The 18,467-nt window shown below is 44.9% G+C and carries 17 protein-coding genes; 12 read left to right on the forward strand and 5 right to left on the reverse strand.

The window, feature by feature from the left end:
- Positions 1-192: 192 nt before the first annotated feature.
- A complete protein-coding gene (locus tag R7Q46_RS16710; protein ID WP_025767859.1) occupies positions 193-1,050 on the reverse strand; it encodes a LysR family transcriptional regulator in 858 nt (285 codons plus the stop codon).
- Positions 1,051-1,190: 140 nt separating this feature from the next.
- Here R7Q46_RS16710 and R7Q46_RS16715 point away from each other — a divergent pair, with 140 nt between their 5' ends.
- From R7Q46_RS16715 to yegS, 11 genes are all read left to right on the forward strand, one after another.
- Positions 1,191-2,717, forward strand: a complete 1,527-nt coding sequence (locus R7Q46_RS16715) for an arylsulfatase (protein ID WP_238843634.1) — start codon at positions 1,191-1,193, stop codon at positions 2,715-2,717.
- A 106-nt stretch (positions 2,718-2,823) separates the two neighbouring features.
- Entirely contained in the window at positions 2,824-4,125 is a 1,302-nt protein-coding gene (locus R7Q46_RS16720; RefSeq protein WP_318077627.1) for an anaerobic sulfatase maturase, read from the forward strand.
- A gap of 85 nt (positions 4,126-4,210) precedes the next feature.
- On the forward strand, positions 4,211-5,194 hold the full coding sequence (locus R7Q46_RS16725; protein ID WP_318077628.1) for a MoxR family ATPase: 984 nt from the start codon (positions 4,211-4,213) through the stop codon (positions 5,192-5,194).
- A gap of 12 nt (positions 5,195-5,206) precedes the next feature.
- Positions 5,207-6,169, forward strand: a complete 963-nt coding sequence (locus R7Q46_RS16730) for a DUF58 domain-containing protein (protein ID WP_053349173.1) — start codon at positions 5,207-5,209, stop codon at positions 6,167-6,169.
- Positions 6,170-6,748 carry a DUF4381 domain-containing protein gene (locus R7Q46_RS16735; protein WP_025767856.1) on the forward strand — a complete coding sequence of 193 codons (579 nt, stop codon included), beginning with the start codon at positions 6,170-6,172 and terminating at the stop codon, positions 6,746-6,748. It begins immediately after the preceding gene.
- Positions 6,741-7,811, forward strand: coding sequence for a vWA domain-containing protein (locus tag R7Q46_RS16740; protein ID WP_025767855.1), 1,071 nt, complete (start codon positions 6,741-6,743; stop codon positions 7,809-7,811). The genes R7Q46_RS16735 and R7Q46_RS16740 overlap by 8 nt, the downstream gene beginning before the upstream one ends.
- Positions 7,804-9,534 carry a vWA domain-containing protein gene (locus R7Q46_RS16745; protein WP_318077629.1) on the forward strand — a complete coding sequence of 577 codons (1,731 nt, stop codon included), beginning with the start codon at positions 7,804-7,806 and terminating at the stop codon, positions 9,532-9,534. Before R7Q46_RS16740 ends, R7Q46_RS16745 begins: the two co-directional genes overlap by 8 nt.
- Complete coding sequence (locus tag R7Q46_RS16750; protein WP_318077630.1) at positions 9,531-10,832, forward strand: BatD family protein; 1,302 nt, start codon at positions 9,531-9,533, stop codon at positions 10,830-10,832. The genes R7Q46_RS16745 and R7Q46_RS16750 overlap by 4 nt, the downstream gene beginning before the upstream one ends.
- A gap of 49 nt (positions 10,833-10,881) precedes the next feature.
- On the forward strand, positions 10,882-11,307 hold the full coding sequence (locus tag R7Q46_RS16755; RefSeq protein WP_005376542.1) for a bifunctional diaminohydroxyphosphoribosylaminopyrimidine deaminase/5-amino-6-(5-phosphoribosylamino)uracil reductase RibD: 426 nt from the start codon (positions 10,882-10,884) through the stop codon (positions 11,305-11,307).
- Positions 11,308-11,479: 172 nt separating this feature from the next.
- Positions 11,480-12,385, forward strand: a complete 906-nt coding sequence (locus R7Q46_RS16760) for a LysR family transcriptional regulator (RefSeq protein ID WP_318077631.1) — start codon at positions 11,480-11,482, stop codon at positions 12,383-12,385.
- Between the two features lie 8 nt (positions 12,386-12,393).
- Positions 12,394-13,296 (forward strand): lipid kinase YegS, encoded by a 903-nt coding sequence (gene yegS / locus R7Q46_RS16765; protein WP_262689103.1) that lies wholly within the window; start codon positions 12,394-12,396, stop codon positions 13,294-13,296.
- Between the two features lie 81 nt (positions 13,297-13,377).
- On the opposite strand, the gene R7Q46_RS16770 is transcribed toward yegS, so the two are convergent.
- The 4 genes from R7Q46_RS16770 to R7Q46_RS16785 form a co-directional block, all read right to left on the reverse strand.
- Complete coding sequence (locus R7Q46_RS16770) at positions 13,378-13,713, reverse strand: YgiW/YdeI family stress tolerance OB fold protein (RefSeq protein ID WP_086047454.1); 336 nt, start codon at positions 13,711-13,713, stop codon at positions 13,378-13,380.
- A 15-nt stretch (positions 13,714-13,728) separates the two neighbouring features.
- Entirely contained in the window at positions 13,729-14,376 is a 648-nt protein-coding gene (locus R7Q46_RS16775; RefSeq protein ID WP_318077632.1) for an AcfA family outer membrane beta-barrel protein, read from the reverse strand.
- A 163-nt stretch (positions 14,377-14,539) separates the two neighbouring features.
- Positions 14,540-16,153: a VRR-NUC domain-containing protein gene (locus R7Q46_RS16780; protein WP_318077634.1), complete on the reverse strand. Its 1,614-nt coding sequence runs from the start codon at positions 16,151-16,153 to the stop codon at positions 14,540-14,542.
- Between the two features lie 67 nt (positions 16,154-16,220).
- Positions 16,221-17,453: an OFA family MFS transporter gene (locus tag R7Q46_RS16785; RefSeq protein ID WP_213866385.1), complete on the reverse strand. Its 1,233-nt coding sequence runs from the start codon at positions 17,451-17,453 to the stop codon at positions 16,221-16,223.
- 576 nt (positions 17,454-18,029) lie between these two features.
- Here R7Q46_RS16785 and R7Q46_RS16790 point away from each other — a divergent pair.
- Positions 18,030-18,386 carry an NADH:ubiquinone oxidoreductase gene (locus R7Q46_RS16790; protein ID WP_318077635.1) on the forward strand — a complete coding sequence of 119 codons (357 nt, stop codon included), beginning with the start codon at positions 18,030-18,032 and terminating at the stop codon, positions 18,384-18,386.
- Positions 18,387-18,467: the final 81 nt, after the last annotated feature.

The raw sequence follows: 18,467 nt of genomic DNA on the forward strand, positions 1-18,467 counted from the left end.
AGTTCTTTTAGTTGTTGATTTCATAACACTCTCCAATTTTGGGGGTAGAAAGTGTCAACCTTATTTAGGACGGCACATACATATAGAAAGAGGCTCATTAAAATGAGCCTCTTTTTTATCTGTAAAATTCTATCTATTCAGGTTTGTAGAAAGCTTGATGACGAAAACGCCTAACGCTTCAATTGACAAGAGTTATAAACAAATTGGTTCGTAGTGGGCTGCCGTTAAGTTGGCTTTGATTTTTTCACGTAGAGCGATGTGGGCTGGGTTGTTTACCTCTCGCTTATGGTAGACGAACTTGTAAGGGATAGAGCGTATCGAAATGGGGCAGGGCAAAATTTGAAGTTTGAGCGCTTTGCTCCACTTGTTTGCAAAAGATTGAGACACGATCCCTAAACTGTCTCTTTGGGCGACATACAGCGCCATGCCCGCTAGCGAAGATGTGATCAAGTCGACTTTTCTTTCTTGAATTGTTTCCTTTGCTAGTTGCTCGAACCCCGACATGTTGTTCCATTTTCCTGAAAATAAACAGTGAGTTTCCTCATAAAATTGCTCTTTTGTGAGCGTGCCGTGTACACGGGGATGGTTCTCACGACAGATAACCACGGCTTCTTCCTCATAGGCATCTTCAATAATAAACGCTGCATCTTTCGTGATCACCGTATCGATTACTAGATCGACTTTTTGTTGTCTTAACAGCTCAAATAATAGGAATTTTTCGGGTGGTGATTCATAAAAAATAGTGTTCTTTATCGGGTCCATAATGTGCAACAAAATTTCCGAACAACACACTTCAAAATGATTTTTATCAGATATCGCATTGTCAATAATATTAACCGCTTGCTGGAATTGCGGCAGTAATTGATAAGCGGTGGAGGTTAGTGCGATCCCTCGTCCTTTTTTAACGAATAATTGCTTATCTACGACTTGCTCTAAACGCTTTATTGCAGCGCTCACAGCAGGTTGTGTAAGCCCTAATTGTTCCGCGGCTTTTGTATAAGATTGAAACTCCGCAACAACAAGAAAAGTTTGGATCAAATTTAAGTCCATAACGCCACTCATAAATTTAATTTATAGGTTAACTAATTTTGACTGCATTTATCGTCTGAAATTAGTGCTTTATCTTATATCAACAATGGTATTGAAAAGCGAATACCATTTTTACGCACTAGCGAACTCTTGGAGATAATATGAAAAATGCGACCAAAACGAGCAGTAAAAAACTCGTACTTAACGCATGTACGTTAGCTTTGGGCGCTGCATCTGCAGTTGCACATGCAGCGGACAAACCCAACATTCTTGTCATCTTTGGTGATGATGTTGGTTACTGGAACCTTAGTACCTATAACCAAGGCATGATGGCGTACAACACGCCAAACATCGATAGCATTGCTAAAGAAGGTGCGAAGTTCACTAACTTCTACGCACAGCAAAGCTCGACAGCAGGCCGTTCTGCATTCATCACTGGTCAAATGCCAAAACGTACAGGTCTATCAAAAGTGGGCTTACCAGGCGCTCCGGAAGGTATCTCGGAAAAAGATCCGACGATTGCAACCGTGCTTAAACAAATGGGTTACGCAACCGGACAATTTGGTAAGAACCATTTAGGTGACCGAGACGAGCATCTTCCTACCAACCACGGTTTTGATGAATTCTTCGGCAACCTATACCACTTGAACGCAGAAGAAGAGCCAGAGAACGTGGATTACCCTAAAGATCCGGAGTTCAAGAAGAAATTTGGTCCTCGTGGCGTTATCCATTCTTACGCTGACGGTAAAATCGAAGATACCGGTCCACTTACGCGTAAGCGTATGGAAAATGTTGATGGTGAGTTTCTTGATGCCGCAGAAAGCTTCATAGAAAAACAAGTAAAAGCGGACAAGCCGTTCTTTACTTGGTTTAACACCACTCGCATGCACAACTTCACACATGTTCCAGAAGAATACCAAGGTAAAACAGGTGCCGGTTTCTACGCGGATGGTGTTAAGCAGCACGATGACCAAATCGGTCAGCTACTTAACAAGATCAAAGAGTTAGGTGTGGATGACAATACAATCATTGTTTACACCACTGACAACGGCCCTATGGTTGATTTGTGGCCGGATGCTGGGATGACACCGTTCCGCTCAGAGAAAAACACTGGCTGGGAAGGGAGTTTCCGTGTGCCAATGTTGATTAAATGGCCTGGAAAAATTGAGGCAGGTAAAACATTCAACGGCATGATGTCATTAGAGGACTTTTTCCCGACACTAGTTGCTGCGGCAGGTGATACCAAAGTTAAAGACGAATTACTAAAAGGCAAAAAAGTTGGCGATGTGGACTACAAAGTTCACCTAGACGGTTACAACCAATTGCCATACTTAACGGGTAAGTCAGACAAATCCGCACGAAATGAGTTCGTTTACTGGAGCGACGACGGCGATCTTGTGGCATTGCGCCAAGGAAAGTACAAGTTCCACTTTATGATTCAAGAGAATGAAACGGGTATGGATGTATGGCGTAAGCCGTTCACTAAACTTCGTGTGCCACTGATCTTTGACTTGAGCATTGATCCATTTGAACGAGGCGATCAAGGCATGGGTTATTCTCGTTGGATGTACGAGCGTTCATTCTTAATGATGCCAGCAATGGATACAGTGAAAGAGGTGATGGGTACATTCAAAGAGTTCCCTCCTCGTATGGAAGCAGGTTCGTTCGTACCTAAGTCTTCTAAGTAAATTAAGATTATATAGCGCTTTTTGGAGCGCTATATACCCAAATAGCTTCACTTTTGCTGTACAGCGCTCAGGAGGTTATTTGGGTATATGTAATAGTGAGAAACGTATGAGTAAGATTTCCCCTCGCCATTCTACTACTATGCCTATTGTTCCTCTTAAAACGGCGTCTAAAGCGCCGGTTCTGGGCGCGTATGACCGTCGATTCCATGTGATGGCAAAGCCAGGCGGAGCAAAGTGCAACATCGATTGTCAGTACTGCTTTTATCTGCATAAAGAAAATCTACTGCACCAAGAAAAGCAGCCAAAAATGGACGACGCAACACTGGAAGCGTTCGTGAAAAGCTATATCGAAAGTCAGGATGGCGAAGAAATTGTATTCTCATGGCAGGGCGGGGAGCCGACGCTGCTTGGGTTGGACTATTTCCGCAATGTCGTAGCTTTGCAAAAGAAACATCAGCCGAAAGGCGTTCGCATTGCAAACGACCTTCAGACCAACGGCATTTTGCTAAACGATGAGTGGTGTGCGTTTTTAAAAGAGCACAACTTCCTAGTTGGCTTGTCGATTGATGGGCCACGAGAGCTGCACGACAAATATCGCAAAACCCGCAGCGGTAAGCCAACGTTTGATCTCGTGATGAAAGCGGTAGATAAGCTCAAAGCGCATGGCGTGAAATTCAACGCGTTGGTCACGGTGAATCGTCACAATGCGAAATACCCGCTCGAAGTATATCGATTTTTAACCCAAGAATTGGGTGTGACTTATATTCAGTTTGCGCCGGTGGTAGAAGCCAACAACTTCCAAACAACTGCGCCGCAGTTTTGGAACGTACAGATGATCCCAACCAAAGGCAGTGATCTGGCTAAACCGGGGCATCCAATGTCGATTGTAACGGATTGGTCAGTCGATCCTGAAGACTGGGGACGCTTTTTAATGGCGACCTTTGAAGAGTGGGTGAATAACGATCTTGGCCGTGTGCTGGTTAATCTGTTTGAAACCGCGGTGGCGCAAGTAATGGGGAAACCGTCTCAGCTTTGCGTGACGGCGGAGTTTTGTGGCAAAGGGTTGGCGATTGAGCACAATGGCGACGTGTTCAGTTGCGACCACTATGTGTATCCAGAATACAAACTTGCCAACATTCATGAACACTCACTGAATGAAATGGCCTTCTCTACAAGACAATATACTTTTGGCATGGCAAAACGCGATTCATTGCCGACGTATTGTAAGCAATGCCCTTACTTGCCTTATTGTTGGGGTGAGTGCCCAAAAAACCGTTTGATCAAAACGCCGAATGGTGAGAGTGGTCTAAACTATTTGTGTTCGGGAATCAAAATGTTCTTTGATTATGCGTTACCGATGTTGGTTGGTCTTGCACAACTTCTCCAATCTCAAGAACCGCAAAGATAACATAGTGAATATAACCTTAAGTTATTTCATTTGTTCTTATACTTAACTATCGAAAAGACGGCTTAAACCATTGAAAAGGTATCCTATGAACCACGCACAACAAGCGATAAAAGAACTCATCGAACAAACAGAAAAAAGCGTTATTGGACAAAGCCACGTGGTTCGAGCTTTAGTCATCGGGTTATTAACAAATGGGCATATTCTGCTAGAAGGTTTACCGGGAACGGCAAAAACACGTTCCGTAAAATCGTTGGCGAACTTGTTAAACACCAGTTTTGGTCGAATCCAGTTTACGCCGGATCTTTTACCATCTGACGTGACGGGTACTGAGGTTTATCAAGAGCTGGATGGTAAGCCGCAACTCCACTTTCAACCTGGGCCCATTTTTAACAGCATTGTACTTGCTGATGAGGTCAACCGTGCACCTGCCAAAGTACAAGCGGCACTGCTTGAAGCCATGGCCGAAGGCACAATCACAGTAGGCGATAAAACTCACGTATTGCCAGACTTATTTATGGTGCTTGCAACGCAAAACCCAGTAGAGCAAGAGGGCACGTACCCACTGCCAGAAGCGCAAATGGACCGCTTTATCATGAAGGTTACCGTCGATTATCCAGAAGATGACGCAGAACGTGACATCATTCGTTTGGTGCGCAGTGAAGAATTGGGTGCGGAAACCAGCAGCGAAATTATTACGCCAAAACACATCGAGCCAGACGTGGTGCTAGAAGCGCGTCGTCAGTTACCAAACATCGTGGTATCAGACCTAGTGGAAAACTACATCGTTGCGTTAGTGATGGCGACTCGTAAGCCAGAGCGTTATGCCGATTCAAACTTAGCAAAATGGATTGAGATTGGCTCTAGTCCTCGTGCTTCTATCGCACTTGACAAATGCGCTCGTGCGTATGCGTGGATGCAAGGACGTGACCATGTGACTCCTGACGATGTGCGTGCCATGGTTCCGTCTGTATTGGGCCATCGTTTTTCTTTGACCTACGATGCACTGGCAGATGGGATCGATCATCAACGAGTCGTACAAGAGCTGCTAGATTGTGTAGAAATTGGGTAAGTGGGAGGCATTATGGCTAAGCCAACTCTTGCGCCAAAATCACAGGGGATGGATCCCCGTTTGTACTGCGATTATGCTCGTTTAGTACGTCTGCAAGCACAAGCAGAATCATTCAGTTTACTTCCTCATCTAAAAGCGGGTAGCGTACTCTCTGGTCGACACAATTCGTTGTTTCGCGGTCGTGGATTGAACTTCGAAGAGCTGCGCCATTACCAATTGGGTGACGATATTCGTAACCTTGATTGGAAAGTTACGATGCGTACAGGTAAGCCGCACGTGCGCAGCTATACAGAAGAAAAAGATCGCAACGTAATCGTGTGTGTCGACCAGAGAAGCACAATGTTTTTTGCTTCGACGCAAGTAATGAAATCAGTTGTCGCGGCAGAGATCGCAGCGATGTGTGGGTGGCGAGTATTAAAAGATGGCGACCGAGTCGGTTTTGTCATCGCATCCCCGCAGGCGTTGTTTCACAGCAAGGCACAGCGTTCGCAAAACGATCTTCTGGCGCAACTTAAACGTCTCGCTAAAGCCAATCAATCGCTCAATGTGGACTCCTGCAATTCCGAAAAAGTAACGTTCAGTAAATGGATTGAGCTTATTAAACGCATGAAGCTCAAGCAATCCACTTTGATTTTTATCAGCGACTGGAGCGACTGCGAGGAGCACCACCTTGATCACCTTAAACAGCTACAACAGCACAACGATGTTCTTGCAGTGATGGTCAGTGACCCATTAGAACAAGCGCTACCAGACGATTTGGCAAAATCGAAATGGGTGGTTGGTGACGGGCAGTATCAACTCAATTTAGACAGCAAAGCAAAGGTAGAAGCTGCGAGCGCAAAGCTTGAGGCTCGAACTAGCTTACAGCGTCAATCACTCTCTCAACTTATGGCGATGAAACACCTTCCGCACATCGAACTCGATACGACAGGTGAGCACATTAAACAATTCCAAAAACTGGTAGGAGGGCGTTAAATGAGTGATCTTCCTACACCTCCAAGTACCTACATACTCAGAGAGCTGCATGATGTGGCTGTACCACCCAGCGTGAGTTGGTACCCGCAAACTATTGGCTGGAAAATTTTAGCGGCGGTTGTGCTCATTGCATTGGTGTATGTCGTATATCGATTGGCTCGGCAATGGTGGCATAATCGTTACCGAAAAGAAGCTCTACTGGCGATTTCGCAAATCAAATCGAGCGACAAAGACATGCCAAAAGTATTGTTCTCTGTGCTTAAAGTAGTGCTGATTCATATTGATAGCCGCAACGCGAAATTGTTTGATACCGCCTTTCTGCGCAAGCTCGATGCGCTGTATCCGCAAACCGAAGATTCTCAAGCAAACTCGCTTGTGGTCTTTAACGATGAGCTTTCAAAGCGCTGGCTACAAAGTATTGTCGACCCAAGCGTTATGCTAACCAACGAAGATCGTGTAACGCTAATTGCTCGTGCGAAAAACTGGGTGAGTGAACACCGTGGTGATGCTCAAAAAAGCGCGGCAAAGAAATCACCACGATTGAAACGCAAATCACATCAGGGAGGTCAACATGAATGATCTTCTTGCATCGATAACTGGTTTGTCTGGTTTTGAATTTGCTCACCCAATGTGGTTTCTGGTTTTGCCCTTGCCGTTGGTGGTGTACTACTTGGTGCCTGCATATCGCACTAAGCAAATGGCGATCAAAGTGCCGTTTTTTAGTCAGCTGGTGGAAGCGATTGGCGAGACGCCATCAGAAGGTGCAAGCCAGTTGACCCCGAGTTGGTGGCAACGAGCAACGTTAATTCTCTCATGGCTTTTGGTGGTGTGTGCGATGGCAAAACCCACCGTGTTAGGCGAGCCTCAAGTTCGCGAGAGTTTAGGTCGCGATGTGATGGTGGTGGTGGATCTTTCGGGCTCCATGGCCGAGCCAGATTTCACCTCACGTACAGGCGAAAAAATTTCTCGTCTTGATGCGGCAAAAGAAGTGCTGTCGGAGTTTGTTCAGTCTCGTAAAGGTGACCGATTAGGCTTGGTGCTTTTTGGTGATGCTGCTTTCGTGCAAACGCCATTTACCGCAGACCAAAAAGTGTGGCTCGAACTGCTTAACCAAACCGATGTGGCAATGGCAGGGCAGAGTACCCATCTTGGCGATGCGATTGGCTTAGCGATTAAAGTTTTTGAGCAAAGCGATAAGTCGCGTGGTGCTTTAGAACAAGACCAAAACCGTGAAAAAGTCGCGATTGTATTAACCGATGGTAACGACACGGGCAGTTTTGTTGAACCGATTGATGCGGCGAAAGTTGCGAAAGCCAAAGGCGTGAGAGTGCACGTGATTGCGATGGGTGATCCGGAAACGATAGGTGAAACCGCGTTGGATATGGACACAATTCATCGCATTGCGAAAGAATCCGGCGGTGAAGCGTTTGAAGCACTCAACCGTGATGAACTATCGGCTGCCTACGACGAAATTGGCAAACTGGAACCTCAACTTTACGAAAGCACTACATACCGCCCAAAACAAAGCCTTCATCATTACTTGATGGCGTTAGTGGTCATCATGCATTTGCTCGCGTTCAGCGTCGCAACACTCAAAAGAAGGGCTGTTACACGATCATCATTAGGAGAGAGCGATGTTTGATTCTCTTAGTTGGACGCAATTCTTTACGCAGTTTCATTTTATTCGACCACTGTGGTTACTGGCTTTGGTCCCCATGTTTTTCTTGGTGTGGTTACGCTGGCGAGAAGAAAGCGAGCCAAGCTGGAAGGATATTCTGCCCGAACATTTACGCAATGCTTTGACGATAGGTGAGCGAGGCTGGCGTAAGCAACTGCCGCTTAAGCTCTTGATGCTGATTGTGTTCATCGCCATTGTGATTTGTGCAGGCCCAACGTGGCAACGAGAACCTTCTCCCTTTGGCGAAGATAAAGCCTCTATGCTTGTGGTGCTTGATAACAGCGACTCGATGCTGCAAAAAGATCTCCCACCAAGCCGCCTTGAGCGTTCCAAACAGAAAGTACGCGATTTGCTAGCCGTGCGAAAAGGCGGAAAAACGGGTTTAGTCGTGTTCGCGGGCAGTGCTCATGTCGCAATGCCTATAACTCAAGACAGCAAAGTATTTGACCCATTTTTGGCGGCCATTACGCCAGAAATTATGCCCGTGCAAGGTAAGCTTGCCGAAAAAGCCTTGCCGTTAATTGATCAACAATTGCAAGGTCAACCAGGCTCCACCGTTCTGTTGGTGAGTGATGGCGTTAATCCAGCCACGATTGAGCAATACCAAGCGTATTTCTCGGGCAAACCTTATCAACTGTTAATTCTTGCGGCAGGGAATGCTGACATTGTGAGTAACAACCCAATGGATTTGGATTCTCTACAAAAACTGGCTAGTCAGACCAACGGTCGATTGGTGGAAGTGACTGTCGATAATAGTGATATCGAGCAACTGAACCGATACGTTGAGCGCAATATGCAGCTTAATGGCGAATCTTCAATGCCTTGGAAAGACATGGGTTATCAACTTCTGTTTCCAATCGCGTTGATCATGATGCTGTGGTTTAGAAAAGGGTGGTTAGTGCAGTGGTGCGTGATTGTAATGATGAGCGGTACACTGTTGATGCCGGCCAGTGCAATGGCGGAGAACATTTCTGTTAAAGCCGAGCAGCCACAAGTTGTGCAAAAAGTGACGGCTTTCGACAAGGTGGCGCAATGGTGGTGGGATTTGTGGCTGACGCCAGACCAACAAGGACAGCGTTTGTTCAACCAACAAGCGTATTTAGAAGCTGCAAAACACTTTGTCGATCCATTACGCAAAGGCACGGCGTACTACTACGCTAGCGAGTTTGAGCTCGCGCACAGCGCGTTTTTGGAAATGCAAAACGACCCGTCCGAAGAGGTTCGAGATTACGGTCTTTATAATGCGGCGAGTGCATTGGCGCGTCAGCGTGAATATTTGGCTGCACGTGACTTGTTAAAATCCCTAGCCAACAAGCCAACGTTGAGCGAGAGGCTAAGACCGGATGTTGAGCATAACTTGAAAGTGATTGGTGGTATTGTAGAGGACATCAACCGGATGAGTGAGAGTCAGGCAGGAACGGAGCAAGAAGCATCAACCGAGCTAGGCGATAACCCTCAAACCGCAGAAGGGGCGGATGAAAAAACGTCAGCGGAGTTGATGATTAAAGAGACGTTAAGTGCAGACGACATCTTAGGTAGCCAAGAATTAGCCGACAAATGGTTAAAGCGAGTCGAAGCGGATCCTAAATACTTCTTAAATGCGAAGTTTCAGATTCAATTGCGTTCAATAGAAACCGGAGAATCAACCTCTACTGCGAACGAAAATACAGAGGAGGCGGTGCAATGATGAAAAGCCACCGTTTTACGCACTTTGCTTTACCCTTGTGGTTAGTTATCTGTTTCGGTTTCCTCCTGAGCAGTAGTGTGTTGGCTCAAGATATTCGTGACGTTCAACGAAAGCATGGTGTTGAGTTACAAGCGTGGGTTGGTCAACAACCAACGGCTGGAGAGAAGCGTAAAACACCAAGTTTTAGCGTCAATGAGCAAGTTATTTTAACCATCGAAGTGGCAACGCCGCGTTGGTTTACGGGTGGTACGAGAATTGGCAATATTGAAATACCCAATGTTATCGCCAAACAACGTAATCAACTAGCAACCAACTTTACTGAGCAAAAAGAGGGACAAACTTGGTCGCGTCAACGCTGGGAAGTGACTTTGTATCCACAAGCATCTGGTGATTTTGTGATTCCACCTGTCGCTGTGGGCGTTCAGGTGTCTGCGCCGGACGGCGAGAAGGTGTCAGGCACACTTTACACGCAGCCGATTAAGTTCAAAACTGTCTTGCCATCGGGCCTGCTGAGTGGTGAGACACCTTGGTTTTCTGCAACAGATGTAGAGGTAAAGCAAGAGTGGGATACCTCCACTGAGTCACTCACAGTTGGGGATGCAATCACGCGTAAAATCACCATTTCGGCTCAAGATTCACTATCTGTATTGCTACCAGACTTGTTGAAAGGAGAATCAACAACCCGTTATCAAGCGTATCCTCAACCCCACCGTTTGACAGATACGCAAACACGTGGTGATTACCAGTCAACACGAACAGAAGAGAGCGTGTACGTGATTCAACAAGGTGGTGAATTAACCCTGCCTGATTATGAGTTTCGTTGGTGGAACAGTAAGACTCAGCAAGTGGAAACGGTGATGTTAGAGGGCAAAACTTTTGCCGCGAAGCACACGTTGAAGTCCTTCATCAGAACGTACTTTGCATGGATTGTTTCCACGCTTGTGTTGCTGGGTTTTGTGATTATTTCATTGGTAGCCATTAAACGTTACTACCGCAACAGACCGACACCAGCATGGTTGACGTTCCACCGTTTGTTAAAGGCTAAACGTTGGTCTGAAGCAAGGACCATATTGTACAAACAATTGCGTTTAAATACGGCCGAGCTAGAAATGACCAAAGCCGATACGAGTGAATCGTGGCAAAAAAGTGCGTCGCGAATGCAAAATGGTGAAAATAGCGCTCATTTACTGAAGTCGATGTGGCGCAAAATCCAGACCAAACAAAAACGCTTTAAATTCCGTATTCCGCGAGCGTTACCAGAACTGGACAAAGTCATTGGAAGAGATGGCAATGAATAAAACGGGGCGCTAATATAGCGCCTCGTTTTTATTAGAGAATAGAGTTCAAATGAGCCAAGAGTTTATGCGCCGCGCATTGGAAGTGTCCAAAAATGCGCTTCCTGAATGTCAACCCAACCCGCCGGTTGGCTGCGTGTTAGTGAAAGACAATCAAATCGTTTCTGAAGGTCATACTCAAGCGATTGGTGGCAATCACGCGGAAGTGGAAGCGCTGAATGCGTATCAAGGCTCGTTAGAATCGGTGACGGCATACGTTACGCTGGAACCGTGTTCGTTTGTTGGTCGCACGCCAGCTTGCGCGGTGACATTAGTCAAATCCGGCATAAGCAAAGTCGTCGTAGCCATATTGGACCCCGACCCACGCAACAGTGGTCGAGGTATCGAGATTCTAAAACAAGCAGGTATAGAGGTAGAAACTGGTTTATGCGGCGAGGAAGTCAGCGAGTTTCTTACCCCTTACCTAGGCAAAGCCTAAGTCAAGCTTTACGTTGCACTACGGTGCCAGTTTATGTAGTGAATGAAGTGCGTCAAAATTGAGTTAAAACTCATTAAAACAAGCGATACCGCCCATTTATTGCACTTCGCTACGTGAAGGATCATGCTGTTAGATTAAAATAGAGAAAGTGACTTTTGAAAAATTTAATAGCATGAAACCGACCGACCTTAATCTTATCCCCATTTTCACTGCCATCTATGAAGAGCGTAACTTGTCTCGGGCGGCGGCGCGTTTAAACATCACCCAGCCTGCGGTGAGTAAAGCGCTAGCAAGGCTACGTGATATCTACGATGATCCATTGTTTCATCGTTGCGTTAAAGGTGTCGAGCCTACCTCGTTTGCGATGGATATTTATCCTGCTCTTCTAGCTTCAGTACAAAATTTCACTTCGACATTATCGGCCTCTAGTGAGTTTGACCCTAAAGTGTCGAATAGAGTGTTTTCTATTGCCTGTGTGTCCGTTGCAAGCTTTGAGTTGCTATCTCAAGTCATGAAACAAATCCGTGTGTCGGCACCAAATGTTGCATTAGAAGTACATCCGCTTTTTACGGAAGATTTTGAAAGTGATCTGCGGTTACAACGATACGATTTGATCATTGATATCACACCAAGAGCAAGAACGGTGTTAAAACTGGAAACTGTACTTACGGAGCGTTTGGTGGTGGTATGTAGCGAAGCGCATCCCCGCCTCAATGACGAGATTACGGCTGAACAATTTTTTGAAGAAGAACACGTAGTAGTTTCGCAGTGGCAGAGTCGTAAGAGCCTGTTAAACGCCGATGACATTGTCGACTTGGACAAGAGAAAGATTAAGTATCGAGCCTCAGGCGTACTAGAAATGCTCCCAATTATTTGTGGTAGTGAATACATTGGTTTAATGCCAGAGTCGATGATCAACTTGTTCAATAACACCTATCATGTTAAATCTTTATCAATGCCATTTGATGAACAAATGTATGAGCTTTGCACAATCTGGCATCCTAGTCGCACAAACGACAGCGCCCATCAGTGGTTGCGTTCACAGATTAAGCAAGCAGGAAAAGTCATCAACCAATAGGAAGTGCAATGAAAAAGACAATACGTGCCATCCTTAACGGAAAAAAAGCTGGGAATCCAGAGTTAAGAGATGCAATCATGAAAATGAGAGACAAAGGCATCGACGTACAGGTGCGTGTGACGTGGGAATCTCAAGACATGCCACGGCTAGTAAAAGAAGCGGTTGCTGAAGGCATTGAACGTATTGTTGTCGCTGGTGGCGATGGGACCGTCAATGAGGCGGCTTCTGCGATTATTCAAATTGACAAAGAAAAACGCCCTGAGTTAGCCATTATTCCCCTTGGTACCGCCAATGACTTTGCTACCGCTATTCAAGTACCTAATTCCATTAAGGCGTCTTTATCTCTTGCTGTTGAGGGGCAGTCCGCTTTGGTCGATTGCGTCAAAGCGAACGATCGCTGCTTTATTAACGTGGCAACAGCAGGGTTTGGCGCAGAAGTTACAGCAGAAACGCCTGTTGAACTCAAAAACTTTCTTGGCGGCGGAGCTTACACGCTAACTGGTGTTGTAAAAGCACTTGGCTTTAAACCATATGACGGAACAATAACGATTGAAGGTGGTGCGTATCAGGGAGAAATGTTGCTCGGTGCGTTTTGTAATGGGCGCCTTGCTGGAGGTGGGCAAGAGTTAGCTCCAAAAGCGATGATTAATGATGGGCTGATGGATCTAACATTGGTGCGCCCATTTTTACCTCATGAGCTGCCTAAAGTAATCGACGAGATCAATAACCCGAGTGAGAAAGGAGAGTTTGTGAAGTACACAAGAGCAAGCTGGTTAGAGATAGACTTCCCGAATCCATTGCCTCTTAATTTAGATGGAGAACCTTTTCATTCGAGAACCATTAGATTTGATGTTCAGCCTAAGAGTATACGGTTAGTCGTACCGCAAGATTGCCCTTGCTTGACTAGCTAAACGAGCGTTTTCCATGATTATTGCGTAACACAGCCACTAAAATGTGGCTGTGTTATTTGTGTTGAGGTATCAGTCAGCTTCTTAACGTTTTTGAATTGTCTCAACGTCTATCTGCGTAGTTGTCCAATCTGCGTCAACCTCTCCTCGAATCATTACGGTATCTTTTGGTGTCACTTCTTGACCCATCCAATCTTCGTTATCGATCTCTACTTCGATCTCACCAGTGTTGTCTTTGAACAAGTAAGTCTCGTTACCAAATGATTGAACAATATGCCCGGTTAGCACTACAGCGCTGTCGTCGGTTGCGTTGCGCGCCTCTTTCACCGTATTGATTGCACTGACTTCTGGACCATTAAACGCGGCGAAAGCCGAGCTTGAAAGTAGGGCAAGCATGGATGTTAAAAATACTCTTTTCATTATCATCTCCTTATATTAGAAGTAATAAGTTGTGCCTACGTTAAAGGATGCAGTGTTTGCGTAGCTGTCTAGTTGGTATTTAGCGTTTGCGCCAATGGTGAGCTTTGGCAACACTTGGTATTCCGCGCCCACAGAGAACATTGCGCCTAACTCGTTGCTTTTCTCCGAGCTATGGAAAAGCGTGTTGCTTATTTCCACATCGTCATTCGCGACAAGCTCATATTCTTGATGTTGAGCAACCTTGGCATCGTATTGCGTGTAAGTTAAACCCGCTTTGAATTTTGTTGTCCATTTATCACTTAATGCATAGCTAAACACTGGTGCTAGCGAGACTTGTTTGGCTGTGATAGAGGAATCCCAATCCATTTCATGATTGTAATCTTTGCCATCAATTGTCTTGATACCAAGGTCCTTAGAACGGCCGTCATCAAGGTCAAACTGGCTGTAACCTAGCTCAATTGCCCAATTGTCATTAAATGCGTAACCGATAAATCCTGAGAAAATACCATCCTCAAGTTCTGGGTTAAGTGTTACATTTTCAGCTGAAAAGTGAGGTTCCAAGTCATGTTCAGTGGTGCCTAGTCCATATTCCAGACCTACATAAGGAGCCGCAGATACCGAAACTGAGCAGGTAACGAGTAATGCAAGAATGGTTTTGTTCATTTTATTTTGCCTCTTCAAATCAACTTAATGAGTAGAAGCGCATTGTGTGTGATGAAGCGTGAAGTGATCGTGAAGAAACAAAAATATTTCAGAAAAAGAGCAAGGTGCGGTAAAAAAGAAATTGTTTTAATGAATATGCGCCAAGCTCTTTATATAAAGAGAGTTAACTTGCGGCGACGTAACACACCGCAAATGGCACATTAAGGCGAGTAAACTCTTTAATCCAACGCCATTGGTTGTCTTGGAGTTTATCTCCTGGGCCTTTTACTTCAATCCATTCGAACTCGTTTCCTTTGAAAGCAATCAGATCAGGCATCCCATTGCGGTAAAGCTTTAGGTCACTCAATTGTATTTTAAATAGCGCCACCAACATGCTAGTTGGGATTGTATCGAGTGCCGTTTCGAGTAGCTCTTTACTTATTAAGCTCCAATGCACAAATGGATTGCTGATACCAAACTTCTCATCGTACCTAGTTAACAACGTATGAGTATTGCCCGTTTCCAACTCATCAAACGTCGCATCTATCAAAGCTTGGCGCTTGGTAACAAAATCAGAATGGTACAAATCCAGAGGACGATGTTGATAGGCATTGATGAATGCGCCTTCGATGGGAGCGAAAATCGCATCCCAAAAAGTGAGACCAAGTAATGCATTAAGCAGTGCATTTTCGGCGTAAAATACAGTCCAGCCTAAGGACTCAAAATACGCTTTGCTGGCGAGTTCGACTCTCTGTTGAGATAAATCCAGTTCAAGGCGGTATTCCGTACAGGTTGGCTTCGTCACTCTTGGCACTTTCTCGCCTTGTTGTCGTTTTAACCGTTGCTCAAGTTTTTGTGCAACTTCGAGCTCAGACACATCGATCGGTGAGTTAAGCATATCTGTGACAATGTCACCAAATAAATCATCATGGTTTAATTTGTCATAGATACGTGCGCGTCGTTCTCGGCTCGGTGTGAGTTGAGTTTGGCCAAATAGAGATAGGGCGGTCTCTAGATCATTAAGCCGTTCGTAATCACGTGCTATGTCATTCAACATGTGCTCGCGTTTACGATCTACGTAACGGTGTTTAACGGGCTGAGGCATTGCCTCAATTAATAAGTCGAGATTGGCTTTGTCTTTTCGGTCAAATTGCCAGTACAGGTTGGCCAACTGGCTCAGTTCAATTAAACGGTCTATTTGCTCACGTGAATCAAAGAAACGGCGCACTTTACTCAATTGATATTGCTCGAACTGATGCAAACCTAAGTCATCAAGCACAAACTGACTTAAGTCTTGATGGGTGTTGGCAAAAAACAGAGTGAGCAACACGTCGATCATATGAGCTGAATTGAGTTTGACGATCGTAAACTCAAGCTTCTCTGTACGATCAAATTCCGCATTACTCAAACGTTCGACAAGGGCGTCTTTCTTGAGTGATTTCGGCAGTTCGGGATAAAGCGCAGAGATTTCTGGTTTGGTCAGTAAATTGGCCGCTAACTCTTGATGAGAAAGGGGTGGGGAAAGGGCTACAAACTCATGTTGACTCAATTCTGCCAGTGCTTCATTGATAGAAGGTATTTCTTGATAACTCAGCTTATCACTTCGAAACCAACATCCCTTTCGGCTATATAAACGCACCAAAAGGCACTGGGCGTGTTTGCTCAAAGAATCAAACGAGCAAAGCCATGCGTGTTCTTCCTTGGTTAGTAAATCGCTGTACCAAGTTACTGCGTGATGAGTCAGCTTAAAGAAGTTCTCTAGATAGTAGTCTGGTGCTAGTTCGATAGGGCTTTCCATAAACGACCGATAACAAAAAAGGCTTAACCCATAGGTTAAGCCTTTTTGCTATCAAATCAATTCGCAATTATGCGTTTTTTAGTTGTGCTACTTTCGCTTCAGACAATGGCTTAGTGATGAACGCTAGTACGATACATACTGCCATCATTGCTGAAGAAATTGTGTAAGCCAAGGTGTAGCCGTCGCCATTTGTCATCGAGAAACCAACAACCGCTGCGCCGATTGCACCACCGATACCCCATGCTGTGTAAAGCACGCCGTAGTTAGTGCCGTAGTTTTTCAGACCGTAGAACTCAGCCGTTAGAGTAGGAAATACCGCTAGAAGCGTGCCGTAACCTACCGCTGCGATTGCTGTACCGATGATCAGTGTAAACTCAGAGTCGAACGTCGCGAACAGCACCATGTTTACGCCTTGTAGAACGAACGCGAGTAGAAGCGTACGAACACCGCCGATTTTATCTGCAAGCATACCCGCGGCAACACGACCGCCAGAGTTGAATACAGCAAGAATAGACGCTAGGTAAACCGCGTTTGGCAAGTTTGCTTGAACGCTTGCGATTGTCGTGATGTTACCGATGATCATTAGACCAACAGAAGCTGCAAACGCGTACATGATCCATAGAGAGTAGAACTGTGGCGTTTTCAACATTGCTTTCCAAGTTAAGTCATCTGACTTTTTCACCGCTTTAGGTGCTTGGCCTTCTTTTACTTTAGGCTCCGCAGGTGTGTAGTCTGCTGGTGGGTTGTTGATGGTTGCTGCAAGAGGAACCGCAATCGCTAGGATACCAACACCAAGAATCATAAAGCTAGTTTGAATGCCCATGCTGTCTATTAGCGCAGAAGTTACTGGCGCAAGGTAAATAGCCGCTAGACCAAAACCTGCCGCAATAATGCCGTTAACCATACCTTTCTTCGAAGCGTGGAACCACTTCATCGCAGAAGGTGATAGGCATGCGTAACCAAAGCCGATACCTGCACCTGTGATCACACCGAAGGTAATGTTCAACATTAGTGGAGAGTTCACAAAGCCAGACGCGATCATGCCCAGACCTGTAAGAACAGTACCTAGGATAAGGATCATTCGAGGGCCCATGCGGTCTTGAAGAATACCTGCAATAAGAAGACAGATAGAGAAAGTGATGGTTGCAGTTGCGTAAGGTGCAGAAGCTTCTGCAGCACTCCAGCCTGATTCAGTTACCAGTGCCTTGTTGAATACACTCCAAGCATACAGGATGCCAAGACAAAGGTTGATACAGAACCCTGCTAACAGGATGCGCATAGCTTTATCAATCTTGCTCATTTTTATTCTCAGTTTTTCCTCTTATTGGCAATGCCGCAAAGAAGGTTGGTTTAAAGATGTTTTTTCTCAAAATTAGTTTGCGTTTTTCAACGTTTAACGCAATGAGCGCGGATTATAACCAATAAATATGTGATTGGAATCTCTTTTTACGGTTACTGATAAAATAATTTGCAACATTAAAAGTGGATGTGAATTCATGGTTTTGTATGTAGTAAGAACGTTGTAAAAAAGTGATATTTTTTGTTTGCTAATAACGAATGATGAGTCAAGACAGAGAGGTTTTACGCTGTTGAGTGCACAGTTCACATTTCAAATAAAAAATTTCAAAATGTTTCCATGTTAACCATCTGTAACAAAAATGGCGAATTTATCATCTAACTGTCGTAAGTATCAGATGCAAAGGGTTTCTTAATTTTTAATTGTTAACCTTTTGTAATAATTGAAGCTGATTAGCTTTTATGTTCATTAAGTGAGCAAAAAAGTAACTTGTAATTGCTGATTTTAGGCGCAGAATATAGTGAAAAATGAGTTTTCATTTATGAAGGGATGCTTTTTAGATTTGTTGTGAGGTGACTTATGAAACTGTTCCTATTACTCATGGCTTCGGTATCCGCTGGTATCGCATCAGCAGACCACATCCATTCATTTATGTTGGGCTTATCTATTGCTTCTTTAGCGGTAGGTAGCTGTTATTTCTTCACATTTCGCAGCTCGCGCTTTCCACAGCTTGCTTTACTCCTACTCATTTGCGGTATGCTTTCTAAGTTGACGATAACCGTAGTCGGTGTGATGTGGGGAATGTCCGCGGAATTAATCACGTCTCCAATCGTATTCGCACTTTCATATTTATTCTTTTCGCTTGCCGTTACCTACTTATGGTTTAGCTACAGAGAGAGCATCACTAAGATTCCTGACCGATTTAAGTCAGCGTAAATCAACACATTAGAATAAAAAAAACGCCAGCACATTTGCTGGCGTTTTTAATTAAACGTAATTTTGTTCGGATATTGCTTT

The organism is Vibrio sp. 811 (assembly GCF_033339195.1).